This window comes from Bacillus infantis, assembly GCF_020171945.1.
Lineage (GTDB): Bacteria > Bacillota > Bacilli > Bacillales > Cytobacillaceae > Bacillus_AB > Bacillus_AB infantis_A.
The window spans coordinates 1-17,159 of sequence record NZ_JAIVAP010000034.1; the positions used below are offsets into that span (position 1 = coordinate 1).

Below are 17,159 nucleotides of genomic sequence, written 5' to 3' on the forward strand. Positions count from 1 at the left end.
AGAAGGTCACACCCGTTCCCATACCGAACACGGAAGTTAAGCTTCTCAGCGCCGATGGTAGTTGGGGGCTCTCCCCCTGTGAGAGTAGGACGCTGCCGGGCAAAACGAAGAACAGTCTGCGGGACTGTTCTTTTTTTGTGTTTTTTTAATGAAAAGGAGAAGGTTCTAATAAGAAAAGGGATTTTGATCGGAAATTAGTGGCCGGGGGCAGGCGCATGAGCAGGATTTTTGATTAGAATGAAGGGGAGAGCAGCTGCTTTGAATGCGAATTTAATCAATTGGCTCGATAATCTACCAACTTGGCGGTTTATTTACTCAATTGACTGATTAATTTACCGACTTCCCCATTTAATTTACCAACTTCCGCATTTAATTTACCATTTGCCTCAAAACAGCCATAGCCTGCCGCTAGATTCCCGATATTCCCGGAAAAAGCCTGCCGGATGGACAAAGGGACATTACTATGCTTGGAATTTTTGGGGAGAACGGCTGCTTAACCCGAGAATTTTATTCATTCGTCCAATAATCTACCAACTTCATGATTTATTTAATCAATTGACCGGATAATTTACCGACTCCCCCATTTAATTTACCATTAGCCTTAAATACCAGATAAAGCCCCCCAGCAAAGCAAATACAAGCAAATACCTCAAGTGCCAATCAAACCATCGTCCAACAGCTCAGAAACTCAACAGCCTACCAGCCCACCAGTCAAAATCCACTCCAAAGTTCTGCCTTCAAAAAAACCTCATACCCAAAACGCTGTTAACAGCCTCATCCTATCTACCTCAACGTATATTCCCGCCCCTCCACGACATAGCCTTCCAAAGCCAACCGCCTCATAACGCCGCCCTCACGCTGCCCTCATCTCATCTTCAACACCAAGTTCCGCCCCTAACTGCTAACCACAAGATCCTCATCCGGCACCAATAACTACTTCTGCCCAATTAAGTACTGGTAAACCAAATAAGGGCCCTTCATCAAAGTAATCTCTAAAAAAGAATGGATGAAGGGATAATCCTTATTCGGCATCATCTTCATCAGCTCGCTCCACCATTCAGTTTCATAACGGGCGATCATGCTGAGATTGTACAGCAGCAGATAATGAAGGAGCAGCTCCGGGAAGCTGACAAGGTCTCCTTTCGTAAGGGGAAAGGAAAGGCTGACATCATGGATATTGAACTTGAGGGGTCTAATATCTTGAGGCGGCAGCGAGCCGCATGAGAAAGTAACCATGCCTCTTTCTCCCTGTTCAGCGGACTCGATTTTATATCCGCCCTTCGAGTTGAAATAGTCAATAAACCTTTCTTCTGTCATATGGAATTGATCAAGAATTGAAGCTGGCATTGTAAGTATGCCTTTTGTCAGTTCTGCGCCTGCAAAGGTAGGGGTCCCCTCTGTCTGCTGGAACAGCCCATTTAATTCAGGGATGTATTTAAAAAGCTCTCCCATCTCGATTTTGTCGCCTTCCATATGTTTCATGTGAAACAGCTTATCAGCCATAAAGGGAAACAGTCCGGTTTTCTGAAATTTGACTTCGTCCTCGAAAAAGCTGTACTGCTGCTTTTTTCTTTTTCTTGTTGAAACTCCGTGAGCAAGGACGGAGGTGGTTTCAGGATAGTTTGGATCCGCCGTCAGGATGGATGCCTTGATTAGATGAACGAGCCCATAGAATAGCATGATAGGCTGTATCAGCAGCGGGGATTTGGCTGCCTGTTCATAATATATTTTTCCATGTTCCAGATAGTAAATAAAAGGATAGCAGTTCTCATAGCTCTTCGCTTCAGGCTGGTCTATGCCATGCCTTGTATAGCATTTTTTTAAATAGGCCTGGGTAGTTTCTGCCGAAAAGAAGACAGAATAGGAACTCCAGCCTTTGTATGTATAGGTCATCCTTTTTTACCTCTTTTTAATTTTTTGAAAAATCGAACATATCAATCTGTTCTTGACAGTATTTTGTCCAATTGATAACCTACTAATAATATTTTCGAGTAAATGGGGGCTAAAAAGATGTGGGAAAGCAAGTTTGTTAAAGAAGGATTAACATTTGATGATGTGTTATTGGTTCCGGCAAGATCAGAAGTGCTTCCGAAAGATGTACAGCTTCATGTAGACCTGACTGATAAGGTCCGCCTGAATATCCCGATCATCTCAGCCGGCATGGACACAGTAACAGAGGCAGAAATGGCAATTGCCATGGCAAGGGCAGGCGGCCTCGGAATCATCCACAAGAATATGTCCATCGAGCAGCAGGCTGACCAGGTTGACAAAGTCAAGCGCTCCGAAAGCGGCGTTATTACAGATCCATTCTTCCTCACGCCCGACCAGCAGGTTTTCGATGCTGAGCATCTAATGGGCAAGTACCGCATCTCAGGTGTCCCAATCGTCAATAATAACGATGAACAGAAATTGGTGGGCATCATTACAAACCGTGATCTTCGTTTCATCCAAGACTACTCGATTAAAATTTCAGATGTCATGACAAAAGAAAATCTCGTAACGGCACCGGTGGGAACGACACTGGAAGAAGCCGAGAGCATTTTGCAGAAATACAAAATTGAAAAGCTCCCCCTCGTTGACAACGAAGGCGTACTAAAAGGGCTGATCACCATCAAGGATATTGAAAAAGTGATCGAATTCCCGAACTCAGCCAAGGATCGCCAGGGAAGGCTCCTTGCAGGCGCAGCCGTCGGTGTGACAAAGGATACGATGAAAAGGGTTGAAATGCTTGTGAAGGCAAGTGTGGACGTCCTTGTGGTTGATACGGCGCACGGACATTCAAAAGGGGTTATGGATACAGTCAAGCAGATCAGGGAGGCTTACCCGGAGGTGGCCATCATCGCTGGAAATGTTGCAACTGCTGAAGCTACTAAAGATTTGATCGAAGCAGGAGCCGATGTCGTAAAGGTCGGCATCGGACCTGGATCCATCTGTACGACAAGGGTTGTTGCCGGAGTCGGCGTACCGCAGATCACAGCGGTTTATGACTGTGCAACAGAGGCCAGGAAGCACGGCAAAGCGATCATTGCCGATGGGGGCATCAAGTACTCAGGTGATATCGTCAAGTCCCTGGCTGCCGGCGGACATGCCGTTATGCTCGGAAGCCTGCTCGCAGGTGTATCCGAAAGCCCGGGCGAAACGGAAATCTTCCAGGGACGGCGCTTCAAGGTCTACCGCGGAATGGGATCTGTTGGAGCAATGGAAAAGGGCTCAAAGGACCGTTATTTCCAGGAAGACAACAAAAAGTTCGTTCCGGAGGGAATTGAAGGCAGGCTTCCATACAAAGGGCCGTTATCCGATACGATTTACCAGCTGGTCGGGGGGATCCGCTCAGGCATGGGCTATTGCGGAAGCAAGGATCTGACCGACTTGAGAGAAAAGGCGCAGTTCATCAGAATGACCGGCGCCGGGCTCCGTGAAAGCCATCCGCATGATGTGCAGATCACAAAAGAAGCTCCGAACTATTCTTTATCATAAACAGCCATGCCGGCAGATGCAGGGTCCCAGGGTTTTTATCCTGGGGCTTATTTTTATGCTCATTGAGGGTGCCAGGCACCCGTCAGCATCTTCTGTCCATTTTTAGCCTGCACATCAAATGGACTAGATATTTCCCGCTCCAATTAATGGGTATTTACTCTGTCTATGTTTTCAGAAACAGATATGTTAAAATAACGAAGGTGTATATAAAGGTTGGAGGGCATTACAGTGAAAAAACATTTTTATCGGAAGTATGTTGCTAGTTTCCTTGTTTGTATGATGGTGATAGGCCTTTTTCCCGGCCTGAATAAGGCGAGTGCAGAGGATGTTCTGAATATCAACGCGGATGCTGCAATTGTAGTAGAGGCCGAAACAGGCAAAGTCCTTTATTCGAAAAATGCGGATAAAGTGCTTGGCATTGCGAGTATGACAAAGATCATGACAGAATACCTGCTGCTTGAGGCCATTAAAGAAGGGAAAGTCAAATGGGATCAGGAGTATGCAGTCAGTGAATATGTTTGGAAGGTTTCACAGGATAGAGCACTGTCTAATGTCCCTTTAAGAAGAGATGGAAAATATAATATCAGAGAGTTATATGAAGCTATGTCCATTTACTCTGCCAATGGCGCAACAATTGCCATTGCGGAGACAATTGCCGGTTCTGAAAGCAATTTTGTAAAAATGATGAATGATAAGGCCGAGGAATTGGGCCTGAAGGATTATAAATTTGTCAATTCAACAGGTTTGAATAACCGTGACTTGAAAGGTTCACACCAGGTAGGCGGAGCGGAAGATGAGAATGTCATGTCTGCCCGTGCAACTGCCAAACTGGCTCAGCGCCTTCTGCATGACTATCCGGAAATACTGGAGACGACCAGCATTCCGACTAAAAACTTCAGAGAAGGCACTGATGATGAAATCAAGATGGATAACTGGAATTGGATGCTTCCAAGCCTTGTTTTCGGCTATGAGGGAGTGGACGGTCTTAAGACGGGAACTACCGATTTTGCCGGCTACTGTTTCACTGGCACCGCTACACGCGATGGCAACCGCTATATCACTGTGGTGATGAATGCCAAGGGTGAAGGAAATTCCGGTTCTTACAAATCCCGTTTTGATGAAACAAGAAAAATGCTTGATTATGCTTTCAGCAATTTTTCCAAAGAAGAAATTGTTGCAAAGAACTATCAGGTAAAAGGCCAGAAGACTTTGCCTGTCACTAAAGGCAAGGAAGACAGCGTGAAAATACAGGCTAAGGATGCTATCGAGCTTGTCGTGAAGAATGGCGAGAAGGAAAACTATAAGCCAGAGCTTGTCCTTGATAAAGACAAGCTGGATAAAGACGGCAATCTGACGGCGCCTGTCAAGAAAGGCGAAAAGGTCGGATACCTGACATTGAAGTCAGAGAAAGAAAACGGCCTTGATTTCCTTTCTGGGAAAGGCGGCATCCAGGTTGATGTCGTGGCTGCTGAAAGTGTGGAAAAGGCGAACTGGTTCGTGCTGATGATGCGCGGAATCGGCGGCTTTTTCGGAGATCTTTGGGGCAGCGTTTCTTCAACTGTAAAAGGCTGGTTCTAATTTTTATAATGGCCATGGCTATACCGGGAGAAGATGAAATTCCGGAAGAGTCTGATAAAAAAGGGTTCCTTGTCTTGACAGGGGACCTTTTTTATTGTTTATTTTCATTAGGGGAACTGGACGAATTCCTATCGAATTAATATATTTTCCTATAAATTAATGGGTATTTTGCCTATTAAAAGCAGATGGTATTACAGAAGGGGGATTTTATAGTGAAGACAGGTACAGATCGAGTAAAGCGCGGAATGGCAGAAATGCAAAAGGGCGGCGTAATCATGGACGTTGTCAACGCTGAGCAGGCTAAGATTGCTGAAGAGGCCGGCGCAGTCGCAGTTATGGCACTGGAGCGGGTTCCATCCGATATCCGAGCTGCCGGCGGTGTGGCCAGGATGGCAGATCCCCGCATTGTTGAGGAAGTCATGAATGCTGTAACGATTCCTGTTATGGCTAAAGGAAGAATTGGCCATATCGTGGAAGCCCGTGTATTAGAAGCAATGGGCGTTGACTATATAGATGAGAGTGAAGTGCTCACTCCCGCTGATGAAGAGTATCATTTAAATAAAAGGGACTTTACAGTTCCATTTGTATGCGGGTGCCGCGACCTTGGCGAAGCTGCCCGCAGGATCGGTGAAGGAGCTGCGATGCTCCGCACTAAAGGCGAGCCGGGAACAGGCAATATCGTTGAAGCGGTGCGCCATATCCGCAAGGTGAATGCACAGGTGCGCAAGGTTGTCGGCATGAACCTGGATGAGCTGATGACTGAAGCTAAGCTTCTCGGAGCCCCTTACGAGCTTCTTCTGGAAATTAAGGAACTTGGCCGCCTTCCGGTCGTTAACTTCGCTGCAGGCGGCGTTGCGACACCTGCGGATGCCGCTTTGATGATGGAGCTTGGCGCAGACGGCGTATTCGTTGGATCAGGGATCTTCAAGTCCGACAACCCAGCGAAGTTTGCGAGAGCGATCGTTGAGGCGACTACACATTATCAGGATTATAAGCTGATTGCTGAATTGTCAAAAGAACTTGGAACACCGATGAAAGGCATTGAAATCTCATCACTGGCTCCTGAAGCTCGTATGCAGGAGCGCGGTTGGTAAGGAGAATGAACATGGTTAAAGTAGGCGTATTGGGCCTTCAGGGGGCTGTCAGGGAGCATGTCCGCTCCATTGAAGCCTGCGGAGCGGAGGCAGTCGTCATTAAGCGGAGAGAGCAGCTTGCGGAAGTGGACGGACTGATCATTCCGGGCGGCGAAAGCACAACGATGCGCCGCCTGATTGATAAATATGATTTCATGGAAGAGCTTCGCACATTTTCCCAATCAGGAAAACCGATGTTCGGGACATGCGCAGGCCTCATTTTGCTGGCGAAGACAGTTGCCGGCTATGCAGAACCGCATATCGGCGTCATGGATGTCGAGGTGGAGCGCAATTCTTTCGGAAGGCAGCGGGAGAGCTTTGAAGCGCCCCTTGACATTGCGGGAGTGGCAGAAGACTTTGAAGCGGTCTTCATCCGCGCACCGCATATCCTGCAGGCCGGCGAGAATGTAGAAGTGCTTGCGAAGCATGATGGCCGCATTGTGGCCGCAAGGGAAGGTCAGTTCCTTGGCTGTTCATTCCATCCCGAGCTGACGGAAGATCACCGTCTCACAGCGTATTTTGTGGAAATGGTGAAGGAAGCACAAGCGAATTTAGTATGAATAATAGGTTGCAAATAGCGCATAATTGTAGTAAATTATTATAAAATTACATTCGAAACGCACTGAGAGGAAATAGTAGCGGGAATCCCATTCCAATAGAGAGCCGGTGGCTGGTGGAAACCGGTGGTGGGACCCTGTGAATCCGTCCTTGAGCAAAAGCATGGAAAGCCTGCATGGGCGAGTAAATGCTTTCGGTTAAAAACCGTTATGTATTTAAGGTGGAAGGCATTTTTGCCTTCAACTAGGGTGGCAACGCGGGTAACTCCCGTCCCTTTTTTGGGACGGGGGTTTTTTGTTTTTCTCGGGTGCCGCCCATTGCCTATCGAATGGAAAAAAAGGAGGAAGAAGCATGCTTGATATTAAATACTTGCGAAGCAATTTTGAAGAAGTAAAGAACCGCCTCCAGCACCGCGGGGAGGACTTGGGCGACCTTGGGAAGTTCGGGGACCTTGATGTAAGGCGCCGTGAGCTGATCATGGAAACAGAGCAGCTGAAGAGCAGAAGGAATGAGGTTTCCCAGCAGGTAGCTGCCCTTAAGCGTGAGAAGAAAGATGCCGACAGCCTGATTGCTGAAATGAGGGAAGTGGGCGACAAGATTAAAGCATTTGATGAAGAGCTCCGCACAGTGGAAGAATCACTGGACAGCCTTTTGATGAGCATTCCGAACATCCCGCATGAAAGCGTTCCGGTCGGTGAGACGGAAGACGACAACGTTGAGGCGAGGAAATGGGGCGAAGTACGCGAATTCAGCTTTGAGCCAAAGCCGCACTGGGATGTTGCCACTGACCTGGATATCCTTGATTTTGAGAGGGCCGGCAAGGTTACGGGAAGCCGCTTTGTATTCTACAAAGGCCTTGGCGCCCGCTTAGAGCGCGCTTTATTCAACTTCATGCTGGATCTTCATACAGAAGAGCATGGCTATATGGAAGTCCTTCCTCCTTACATGGTCAACCGAGCCAGCATGACAGGCACAGGGCAGCTGCCGAAGTTCGAAGAAGATGCCTTCCTGATCGAAAGTGAAGACTACTTCCTGATCCCGACAGCAGAAGTGCCTGTTACTAACATGCACAGAGATGAGATCCTCACGAATGAACAGCTTCCGATCAATTATGCTGCGTTCAGTGCATGCTTCCGTTCTGAGGCCGGCTCTGCGGGCCGCGATACAAGGGGGCTGATCCGCCAGCACCAATTCAATAAGGTGGAGCTCGTTAAGTTTGTCCGCCCTGAAGATTCTTATGATGAGCTGGAAAAGCTGACCGGGCATGCTGAAAAAGTGCTGCAGCTGCTAGGACTGCCGTACCGCGTGCTCAGCATGTGCACAGGGGATCTCGGGTTCACAGCAGCGAAGAAATATGATATCGAAGTATGGATCCCAAGCTACGGGACATACCGCGAAATTTCTTCTTGCAGTAATTTTGAAGCATTCCAGGCACGCCGTGCGAACATCCGTTTCCGCCGCGAGCCTAAGGGCAAGCCTGAGCATCTTCATACACTGAATGGCTCTGGCCTCGCGATCGGGCGTACGGTCGCCGCTATCCTGGAAAACTACCAGCAGGAAGACGGAAGTGTCATCATTCCGGAAGTATTAAGACCGTATATGGGCAATAAAGAAGTGATCGGCAAAGCTTAAAGCACTCCATCTGGGCGGGTGAAAAACCCGCCTAATTTTTTTTGAAATAATGTTGACTTTACATTGGATAGCTGATAGAATAAATCTTGTCGATACGGAGGTATACCCAAGTCTGGCTGAAGGGATCGGTCTTGAAAACCGACAGGCGGGTAACACCGCGCGGGGGTTCGAATCCCTCTACCTCCTCCATTATAAAATCAACCATAGCGCATAACTATTGGAGATACATAAAAAGCCGCTGCATCCTGCAGCGGCTTTTTTATGTCGTTTTTGAGAGTAAATATGACTTCTTTCAAGTAAAAAAATAAGCCCGGCATTTATGCCCGGCTTATTTTGTATCTGCATAATGCTGTTTATTTTTTCAGCAGCTGGGACTGTTTCAAAAAGACGGAGATTTTTTCGATGACAGGCTCAATGGAGGAGCCATCAGCCATCAGGTCATAATCATTGATGTTCAGCCGCAGGACTGGGCAAGCATTGAACGTATTGATCCAATTCTCATAGCGCTCGTGCATTTCTTCCCAGTAGGATACAGGTGTCTGCTGCTCCATCGGGCGCCCTCTTTCCTGGATCCTGGATAAGATGTCTTCAATGGATCCTTCCAGGTAAATCAACAGGTCGGGATGAGGGAAGTATGGTGTCATAACCATGGCATCGAACAGGCTTGTGTATGTTTCATAGTCCACCTGCGACATGGTTCCTTTTTCATGGTGCATTTTGGCGAAAATGCCGGTATCTTCGTAAATGGAACGGTCCTGGATAAAGCCGCCGCCATATTCAAAGATGCGTTTCTGCTCCTTGAAGCGTTCGGCAAGGAAGTAGATCTGCAGATGGAAGCTCCATCTGTCGAAATCTGCGTAGAATTTATCCAGATAAGGATTGGTGTCCACTTTTTCAAATGAGGTGCGAAAGCCCAGAGCACCCGCAAGCGCATTGGTCATCGTTGATTTCCCTACCCCGACCGTACCAGCAATGGTAATCACGGAATTTCCGGGAATTTCGTACTTATTCCTAAGATTCATGGTGATAAGCTCCTTTAATTAAAGATAGGGAAAGGCTGTCCAGAATTTGAGATAGATCTTCTTTGTTTTTCACAAAATCCAGATCATCGCCGCTGAAGCGCAAAACCGGAATATCGGGGTGCTGTTCAGTGAACAGGTTCATGGCGTTCTCATAATCAATTGACAGCTGTTCTAGATAGAGCGGGCTGATGTTCTTTTCAATCTCCCTGCCCCGCAGCTTGATCCGCTGCAGGAGCGTCTCGAGGCTTGCGTGAAGGTAGATGATGACATTAGGCCTTGGCATATCATTTGTCAGGATATCGTAGATTTTCACATATTTCTGGAATTCTGCCGGGCTCAGTGTCCTCTCGGCAAAAACGAGGTTCTTGAGAATATGGTAATCGGCAACAACGGCCTTGTTATTGGCTAAATATTGTGTATTGATGTCCCCAAGCTGCTTATAGCGGTTGCACAGGAAAAACATTTCCGTCTGGAAGCTCCATTCCTCAATGTTGTCATAAAACTTCCCGAGAAAAGGATTTTCATCTACAATCTCTTTCAGCAGTGCAAATTGAAAATGCTCAGAAATGGCCTTTGCCAGCGAGGTTTTCCCTACGCCGATCGGGCCTTCAACGGTAATAAAAGGTGTCCCCCCCACAGTGTGGCCTCCTTATTGTTCTTATTTATCTATGTCCAGTTATCCTTTAAATCGACTTTTAACGACACAAAAAATATTTTAACACACTATCCAGTGGAAGGGATATGGAATTTCTGCAGGCAAAAAATATAAAAAAAGCCATGGATCAGACTGACCCATAGCTTCCTTGCACCCAGGAGATTATGTCTTCGCTACTCACGTTTTGTAACATTAAAATTGTCTGTAATCAAAAGCCAGTTCTGGGGGAAGGACAGGCCGAGCTTCCAGTAGCTCATCCCCCTCAGTTTCAGTTCCTTAATAAGATCGAATTTGGCCTGGATCGACCTTGCATCCTCAAACCATACCTCATGCCGCTTCCCGTCGGTGCCTGTATAGTTGAACAGGGGGGCCTGCGACTTAGTATTATAGCGGATGGGGACATTTTTCTCCGCTGCCAGCTCGATGGCCTGCTGCGGGCTCAGTGCTTTGGCGGTGGTACCCTGGACAAATGGAAGGGTCCAGTCATAGCCGTACAAATTCTGGCCCATCATGATCTTGGAGGACGGCATCTCGCTTACTGCATATTCAAGGACTTCCCGGACAGGGCCGATTGGGGAAACAGCCTGGGCAGGACCGCCGCTGTAGCCCCACTCATATGTCATGATAACAACAAAATCCACGATTTCCCCATGTGCCTTATAATCATGGGCTTCATACCAGCGGCCCTTCTGCCCTGCGCTTGTCTTTGGCGCGAGTGCGGTAGAAATGAGCCAGCCTTCCCGGCTGAACCGTTCTTTTGCTTTACGTAAGAAACGGTTGTATGCCTCCCGGTCCTCTGGGCGCAAGTATTCAAAATCAAAATGAATGTCCCTGAAGCCGTACTTCTTGGCAGTGGCGGTTATATTGTCCAGGAATTTATCCTGCACAGGTATATCGTTGAGGAGAATCCGGCCCAGCTCATCATTGAACTGGTCATTTTCCTGGTTGGTTATGACCATCATCAGTACTACATTATTCGCTCTGGCGATGGCAGGGAAGTCGTTGAGGAGCGGCTCTTTAAGGCCGCCATCCCTAAGAGCCTGGAAGCTGAAGGGCGCCAGATATGTCAGGTAAGGAGCAGCCTCCCGCGCCCCTTCTTCAAGGGCAGGTGCAACCGAAGTGCCCCTCGGTTCTACATAGGCATTGAACTCAGCCGCTGTTTTCGGCCTGGGAGGCAGATATAGCCGCAAGCCCGGCTGGAGAGGCTGGGATGCTGATATCCGGTTGATGCTGGCAATTTCCTGAACCGGGATCCCTGTCCGCCGGGAAATGGCAGACAAGGTGTCCCCCGGCTGGACCCAGTAGAAACGTCCTGTAATCGGGATTACCAGCGCCTGGCCCACTACAAGCCTGTCAGGATTGGGCAATTCATTGGCCTGTGTAATATCGGCAGCTGTCGTGCCATAGGCCTGCGCGATCCCCGTCAGGGACTGTCCGGCCCGCACTATATGGATTTGCATATTCATTTCCCCCTTAATGGCAAATTACGCTACCATCATTCTATGAAGGGAAACAGGCTGAAATGCTATTTTTCTCTGAGAAGGGTTCTGTGCGGGCGTTGAGGACGTTCTTCATCATTTTCAACGCATTTTCGTTGTCATGGCCATCATTGGAAGCAAGGCAATTTTCAGGGACGTATAAGCTGTACTCTCTCATATAGGCATCATTCGCTGTGAAAAGCACACAAATATTCCCGGCCACACCGGTGATGATCAAATTTTTGACGTTTAACTGAAGAAGCAGGGTGTTCAGGGCAGTGCCGTAAAAAGCGGAGTGCTTCGGCTTGATCAAAAAGTAGTCTTCATCAGAAGGATAGAGGCAATCAATGATGTCCCTGCTGTTTTCATTCCGGCAGTAATCGGCTATCTTTTCAAAGTCGGCTTGCCAAAGGCTGTAATGATCATTAACATAGATGACAGGAATAGCTTCAGCAGCGCATTTTTCCTTTAGTGTTTTTATTGGGCGGGAGATTTTTTCAGCTTTTTCGGCTAAAATTTCACCCTCCGGAAAATCAAAATTATTGATCATATCTATAATTAAAAGTGCTGTAGATGATTCTTTCATGTCAGTTCTCTCCTTTGGGTCTATTGTGAGCACTAAAGGCTATATACACCCTTGGTATATTTTTAAACATAAGGGATGGTAGGAAAAAGATGAATATTACTTACAATGATGATTATTATATGAAGGAAGCAATAGAAGAAGCGAAAAAGGCAGGAGCGCTTGGGGAGGTGCCGATCGGGGCCGTTGTCGTCCTGGACGGGAAGATAATCAGCCGCGCTCATAATCTCCGCGAGTCGAACCAGAATGCGGTGGCACATGCTGAACTCCTTGCCATAGAAGAAGCCTGCGGGATGCTCGGGACATGGAGGCTTGAAGATGCTGTGCTCTATGTCACATTAGAGCCGTGCGCCATGTGTTCAGGAGCCATCATCCTTTCCCGCATCAGCAGGGTCGTATATGGAGCGGCCGATCCAAAGGGCGGCTGTGCGGGAACATTCATGAACCTGCTCCAGGATGAAAGGTTCAACCATCAGAGCGAGGTATCAGCAGGGGTGCTGGAAGAAGAATGCGGCAGCCTGCTGACCGATTTCTTCCGGGCCCTGCGCGAAAGGAAAAAGGAAGAAAAAAGGCGGCGCAAACAGCAGCTGGATCTGCAAGAAGGAATTGACAGGCCATAGGCATTGCAATTTTAGCCGAAACTTAGTATACTGATTATGCGTCACAAACGACGCAGCCAAATATGGTATCAATTTTGCCGTGCTAAGCGGGGAGGTAGCGGTGCCCTGTACTCGCAATCCGCTCTAGCGAGGCCGAACTCCTTCCTGAGGCTGGTGTCCTGTAGGGCCTGCCTTAAGTAAGTGGTGTTGACGCCCGGGTCCTGCGCAATGGGAATCCATGAACCATGTCAGGTCCGGAAGGAAGCAGCATTAAGTGGTCCCTCCCATGTGCCGCAGGGTTGCCTGGGCCGAGCTAACTGCTTAAGTAACGCTTATGGGAGCCAGTCGACGGAAGGTGCACGGCAGTTATAATTATAAAAATAAAGCTCATCCCGCTCCGGGGTGGGTTTTTTTATGCGCAGCTTACTGATAAATTGCTCCTTCGGATATTTGCAATCCTTTTTGGAAAATAGGGGCTGATACGGTATAATAGAGATAGAAAAGCAGTTAGGAAGGGGGCGGGAAGATGAGTTACCAGGCATTATATCGTGTCTGGCGTCCGCAGCAGTTCATTGATGTTGTAGGGCAGGAACACGTAACCAAAACATTGCAGAACGCCCTGCTTCAGCAGAAAACCTCTCATGCATACTTATTTTCCGGGCCCAGGGGAACGGGAAAGACGAGTGCGGCCAAAATACTGGCCAAAACTGTCAACTGTGAAAGGGCTCCGATCAGTGAGCCTTGCAATGAGTGTGATTCCTGCATTGGCATTACGAATGGCTCCATACCGGACGTGATTGAAATTGATGCGGCCTCCAACAATGGTGTGGAAGAGATTCGGGATATTAGGGACAAAGTCAAATATGCACCGAGTGCAGTCAAATATAAAGTATATATCGTCGATGAAGTTCATATGCTCTCGATCGGCGCCTTCAATGCACTTTTAAAAACACTTGAAGAGCCGCCGAAGCATGTCATGTTCATTCTTGCAACAACAGAACCCCATAAGATTCCGCTCACCATCATTTCAAGATGCCAGCGCTTTGACTTCAAGCGCATTACGGCACAGTCGATCGTCGGCCGGATGAAAATGATAGTGGATGAGACAGGGGTGCAGTACGAAGAGAATGCTCTCCATATAGTGGCCCGTGCCGCCGAGGGAGGGATGAGGGATGCCTTAAGCCTTCTTGACCAGGCAATATCCTTCAGCCAGGACAGGGTGACGGCGGAGGATGCCCTCACAGTAACAGGGGCCGTTTCCCAGGGGTTCCTGAACAAACTGTCCAGAAACGTCATGGAAAAAGATGCTGCAGGTGCGCTGGAAGCGCTGGAGACTCTCCTGTTCCAGGGGAAAGATCCTTCCAGGTTCATTGAAGACTTTATCCTGTATTACAGGGATATGCTTTTATATAAAGCAGCTCCTTCACTGGATGAGTCGCTTGAACGCGTTATGCTTGATGAAGAATTCAAGGCATTGGCTGAAGAGACAGATCCTCAGCAGCTATACAGCCTGATTGAGATTTTGAATAAAGCTCAGCAGGAAATGCGCTGGACCAACCATCCAAGGATCTTCCTTGAGGTAGCCATCATGAAGCTTTGCCAGCTTGAGGGTACAGAGAAGAAGGCAGCTGCTGATATTGAACCTCTAATGAGAAAAATCGAACAGCTTCAAGAGGAGCTGGCAGAACTGAAGAAAAATGGCGTCGCCGTTTCGGGCGCGGCTGAGCCTGCCCAGAAGAAACAGGCACAGAGAACCTCAAGAAAAGGATTCCAGGCGCCTGAAGGAAAAATTAATGAAATCCTGAAGAATGCAACCAAAAATGACCTGAATGCTGTAAAAGGCAAATGGGGCGATATGCTGGGGAGGCTCGTCCATAACCAGATGCGCTCCCAGGCCGCTCTGCTGAATGAAGCAGAGCCGGTCGCTGCCTCAGCGGATGCGTTCATCATTAAATTTAAATATGAAATACACTGTCAAATGGCCATGGATAATGCTAAATTTATAGAAACGATATCCGGGGCCATCCAGGAACTGACCGGACAAAGGAAGCAGGTTGTCGGGGTGCCTGAAGAGCAGTGGCAGCGGATACGGGGCAGTTTCCTGAACAGCGGCCATCGCGATGAGCCTTCCGAAGGCAGCGGGTTTGGCGCACCGGAAGACGACCTGGTCGTATCCGAAGCACAAAAGCTGTTCGGGGATTTAGTCGAAATCAAAGAATAAAACAATCTGGAGGTAAAGAATATGCGTGGAATGGGCAATATGCAAAACATGATGAAGCAAATGCAGAAAATGCAGAAGAAAATGGCCGAGGCTCAGGAAGAGCTTGGGGAAAAGAGAATCGAAGGAACTGCAGGCGGCGGTATGGTGACAGTCATCGTTTCCGGACACAAGCAAGTCCTTGAAGTCAATATTAAAGAAGAAGTAGTAGATCCGGAAGATATCGATATGCTTCAGGACCTCGTACTTGCAGCAACAAATGACGCCCTTAAAAAGGCTGAAGATCTGACAAATGATACAATGGGACAGTTCACAAAAGGAATGAACCTGCCTGGAATGTTCTAAAAGCCGAAGCGGAGTTAATCTCCGCTTTAAAAATGCCTGAAAAAGCAAAAAAGGGCCCGAGTGCGAGTGGAGGCAGGAGATAAGTTTCGTCTTATGCTTGTCGCCGATGAGCAAGCGCCCTCCGCATTTCTGATTGTCCAGCTGCGGGCGCTAGCCCCTCGAGTCATAAGCCAAGCAGGCCAGAAGGTTAAAGAACAACCTTCCGTCCTGCTCGTCTTATGCTTTTCGGGGCTGAGCAAGCGCCCTCCGCATTTCTATATAGGAGGAGTAGTATGCACTATCCTGAACCGATATCTAAGTTGATAGACAGCTTTATGAAGCTGCCGGGGATCGGCCCGAAAACAGCCGCTCGCCTGGCTTTTTTTGTCCTTAGCATGAAGGAAGACACTGTTCTTGATTTTGCTAAGGCGCTGGTGAATGCCAAACGCAATTTATCTTACTGCTCGGTGTGCGGTCATATTACCGATCAGGATCCCTGCTATATCTGCGAGGATCAGCGCAGGGACCGGAGTGTTATTTGTGTTCTGCAGGATCCGAAGGATGTTATTGCTATGGAAAAAATGAAGGAATTTAACGGACTGTACCATGTTCTCCACGGCGCCATTTCTCCGATGGACGGAATAGGTCCGGAAGATATTAATATACCTGATCTTTTAAAAAGGCTGCAGGATGAGACGGTGGAAGAAGTTATACTAGCGACCAATCCAAATATTGAAGGGGAAGCGACAGCAATGTACATTTCTCGCCTCCTTAAGCCATCAGGGATCAAGATTACAAGGATTGCCCATGGTCTGCCGGTAGGCGGAGATCTGGAATATGCAGATGAAGTCACGCTTTCCAAGGCACTTGAGGGAAGAAGAGAGGTTTAAGCAGGGGGTGTACGCATGTTTTTCCGTAAAAAGGGAAGGCTTCGCAATGAATTTGATGAACAGCTTTTAGGCCAGCTGAATAGTTTGAAGGATGAATGGTATAACCAAAAAAGGCTGCTTGAAAAAAGCTTTGATCCTTCTGCAGAAGTGATGGCACAAACTAAACTGGCGGAGGCTAAATACTTTTATTTGTTTAAGGAAGCAAAGGCCAGAAAGATATCTGTTAGATGAACCAGGGGGCAATCAGGTCTTTTTTCATCTTTATTCTCATAAATTTATAGTACAGGCTAATGGGAGAGGATGATGAAGAATGGAACCGATGCTGGTAATAACCATTTTGGGCGGGCTGATATTGTTATTACTATTTATAGGGGCTCCGTTTAAGCCGCTTAAATTTTTGGGACAGGGAGTCATCAAAATTCTGATAGGAGCACTGTTCCTGTTTTTTCTTAATGCTTTCGGAGGCCAGTTTGGCTTATATGTCCCTATTAATCTGGCAACAACAGCTGTTTCGGGCTTTTTGGGCCTGCCTGGGGTGTTTGCCCTGGCTGCTATTCAAACCTGGATCTTATAATAAGGCTTTAACTGCTGGAACAGCTATTCTGATGGCTGTTCTTTGCTTTTGCCTGGACAGTCAATTGAAAAGCCCCAAAGAGCTGACCAGAATAAAAATAAGAAAATCTATATTCCCTGTTGACGATAGTGAAATATGGTGATAATATATTAAAGGTCGTCACAATGACGCAAACGAGAAAAAATAAACTCCAAAAAAAGTTATTGACTTGGTTTGCTGTCAGTGATATACTAATAAAGTTGCTTCGAGAGAAGCGGCAGAGATTGTTCTTTGAAAACTGAACGAACAAAAACGTCAACGTTAATCTTGATTTTTTAATAGAGCTAAATCTTACTCTTATATGGAGAGTTTGATCCTGGCTCAGGACGAACGCTGGCGGCGTGCCTAATACATGCAAGTCGAGCGGACGGATGGGAGCTTGCTCCCTGAAGTCAGCGG

Annotated in this window: 16 protein-coding genes, 1 tRNA gene, 2 rRNA genes, 1 other RNA gene and 1 other annotated feature; of the genes, 15 read left to right on the forward strand and 5 right to left on the reverse strand. The window is 47.6% G+C overall.

The features are described from left to right. Positions 1-101: ribosomal RNA gene (rrf, locus tag LCM00_RS24185) — 5S ribosomal RNA — on the forward strand; the annotation flags it as partial. An 832-nt stretch (positions 102-933) separates the two neighbouring features. Here rrf and LCM00_RS24190 read toward each other — a convergent pair. Continuing rightward, positions 934-1,893, reverse strand: coding sequence for a YaaC family protein (locus LCM00_RS24190; protein WP_224906771.1), 960 nt, complete (start codon positions 1,891-1,893; stop codon positions 934-936). 117 nt (positions 1,894-2,010) lie between these two features. Between LCM00_RS24190 and guaB the strand changes: the two genes are divergently transcribed. The 6 genes from guaB (at position 2,011) to LCM00_RS24220 (ending at position 8,567) form a co-directional block, all read left to right on the forward strand. Then, the gene (gene guaB / locus LCM00_RS24195; RefSeq protein WP_224906773.1) at positions 2,011-3,477 is read left to right on the forward strand and encodes an IMP dehydrogenase; all 1,467 of its coding nucleotides are present in this window, start codon (positions 2,011-2,013) and stop codon (positions 3,475-3,477) included. Positions 3,478-3,705: 228 nt separating this feature from the next. After that, positions 3,706-5,055 carry a serine hydrolase gene (locus LCM00_RS24200; protein WP_318247652.1) on the forward strand — a complete coding sequence of 450 codons (1,350 nt, stop codon included), beginning with the start codon at positions 3,706-3,708 and terminating at the stop codon, positions 5,053-5,055. A 209-nt stretch (positions 5,056-5,264) separates the two neighbouring features. Next, on the forward strand, positions 5,265-6,149 hold the full coding sequence (gene pdxS, locus LCM00_RS24205) for a pyridoxal 5'-phosphate synthase lyase subunit PdxS (protein WP_170939624.1): 885 nt from the start codon (positions 5,265-5,267) through the stop codon (positions 6,147-6,149). Between the two features lie 11 nt (positions 6,150-6,160). Next, positions 6,161-6,748 carry a pyridoxal 5'-phosphate synthase glutaminase subunit PdxT gene (pdxT, locus tag LCM00_RS24210; protein WP_101553015.1) on the forward strand — a complete coding sequence of 196 codons (588 nt, stop codon included), beginning with the start codon at positions 6,161-6,163 and terminating at the stop codon, positions 6,746-6,748. Between the two features lie 53 nt (positions 6,749-6,801). Continuing rightward, positions 6,802-7,024, forward strand: a binding site (T-box leader). A 73-nt stretch (positions 7,025-7,097) separates the two neighbouring features. Continuing rightward, positions 7,098-8,378 carry a serine--tRNA ligase gene (serS, locus tag LCM00_RS24215; protein WP_224906775.1) on the forward strand — a complete coding sequence of 427 codons (1,281 nt, stop codon included), beginning with the start codon at positions 7,098-7,100 and terminating at the stop codon, positions 8,376-8,378. A gap of 96 nt (positions 8,379-8,474) precedes the next feature. Then, positions 8,475-8,567: transfer RNA gene (locus LCM00_RS24220), tRNA-Ser, on the forward strand. A gap of 164 nt (positions 8,568-8,731) precedes the next feature. On the opposite strand, the gene LCM00_RS24225 is transcribed toward LCM00_RS24220, so the two are convergent. The 4 genes from LCM00_RS24225 to LCM00_RS24240 form a co-directional block, all read right to left on the reverse strand. Then, positions 8,732-9,400 carry a deoxynucleoside kinase gene (locus tag LCM00_RS24225; RefSeq protein WP_101553011.1) on the reverse strand — a complete coding sequence of 223 codons (669 nt, stop codon included), beginning with the start codon at positions 9,398-9,400 and terminating at the stop codon, positions 8,732-8,734. Beyond that, a complete protein-coding gene (locus LCM00_RS24230) occupies positions 9,390-10,037 on the reverse strand; it encodes a deoxynucleoside kinase (RefSeq protein ID WP_224906777.1) in 648 nt (215 codons plus the stop codon). The genes LCM00_RS24225 and LCM00_RS24230 overlap by 11 nt, the downstream gene beginning before the upstream one ends. 191 nt (positions 10,038-10,228) lie before the next feature. Further along, positions 10,229-11,515 (reverse strand): LysM peptidoglycan-binding domain-containing protein, encoded by a 1,287-nt coding sequence (locus tag LCM00_RS24235; protein WP_224906779.1) that lies wholly within the window; start codon positions 11,513-11,515, stop codon positions 10,229-10,231. A 40-nt stretch (positions 11,516-11,555) separates the two neighbouring features. After that, the gene (locus tag LCM00_RS24240) at positions 11,556-12,119 is read right to left on the reverse strand and encodes an isochorismatase family cysteine hydrolase (RefSeq protein ID WP_224906782.1); all 564 of its coding nucleotides are present in this window, start codon (positions 12,117-12,119) and stop codon (positions 11,556-11,558) included. An 89-nt stretch (positions 12,120-12,208) separates the two neighbouring features. Between LCM00_RS24240 and tadA the strand changes: the two genes are divergently transcribed. The 8 genes from tadA to LCM00_RS24280 all read left to right on the forward strand — a co-directional run. Beyond that, the gene (tadA, locus tag LCM00_RS24245; RefSeq protein WP_224906784.1) at positions 12,209-12,736 is read left to right on the forward strand and encodes a tRNA adenosine(34) deaminase TadA; all 528 of its coding nucleotides are present in this window, start codon (positions 12,209-12,211) and stop codon (positions 12,734-12,736) included. Between the two features lie 77 nt (positions 12,737-12,813). Next, an RNA gene (ffs, locus tag LCM00_RS24250) (signal recognition particle sRNA large type) lies at positions 12,814-13,078 on the forward strand. Positions 13,079-13,241: 163 nt separating this feature from the next. Next, positions 13,242-14,936: a DNA polymerase III subunit gamma/tau gene (dnaX, locus tag LCM00_RS24255; protein WP_224906786.1), complete on the forward strand. Its 1,695-nt coding sequence runs from the start codon at positions 13,242-13,244 to the stop codon at positions 14,934-14,936. 21 nt (positions 14,937-14,957) lie between these two features. Continuing rightward, a complete protein-coding gene (locus LCM00_RS24260) occupies positions 14,958-15,278 on the forward strand; it encodes a YbaB/EbfC family nucleoid-associated protein (RefSeq protein ID WP_224906788.1) in 321 nt (106 codons plus the stop codon). A 272-nt stretch (positions 15,279-15,550) separates the two neighbouring features. Continuing rightward, positions 15,551-16,147 (forward strand): recombination mediator RecR, encoded by a 597-nt coding sequence (recR, locus tag LCM00_RS24265; protein WP_009796287.1) that lies wholly within the window; start codon positions 15,551-15,553, stop codon positions 16,145-16,147. Between the two features lie 15 nt (positions 16,148-16,162). After that, on the forward strand, positions 16,163-16,378 hold the full coding sequence (locus tag LCM00_RS24270; protein ID WP_224906790.1) for a YaaL family protein: 216 nt from the start codon (positions 16,163-16,165) through the stop codon (positions 16,376-16,378). A 79-nt stretch (positions 16,379-16,457) separates the two neighbouring features. Then, complete coding sequence (locus tag LCM00_RS24275) at positions 16,458-16,721, forward strand: pro-sigmaK processing inhibitor BofA family protein (RefSeq protein WP_224906792.1); 264 nt, start codon at positions 16,458-16,460, stop codon at positions 16,719-16,721. Between the two features lie 337 nt (positions 16,722-17,058). Further along, positions 17,059-17,159 (forward strand): 16S ribosomal RNA (locus LCM00_RS24280); the annotation flags it as partial.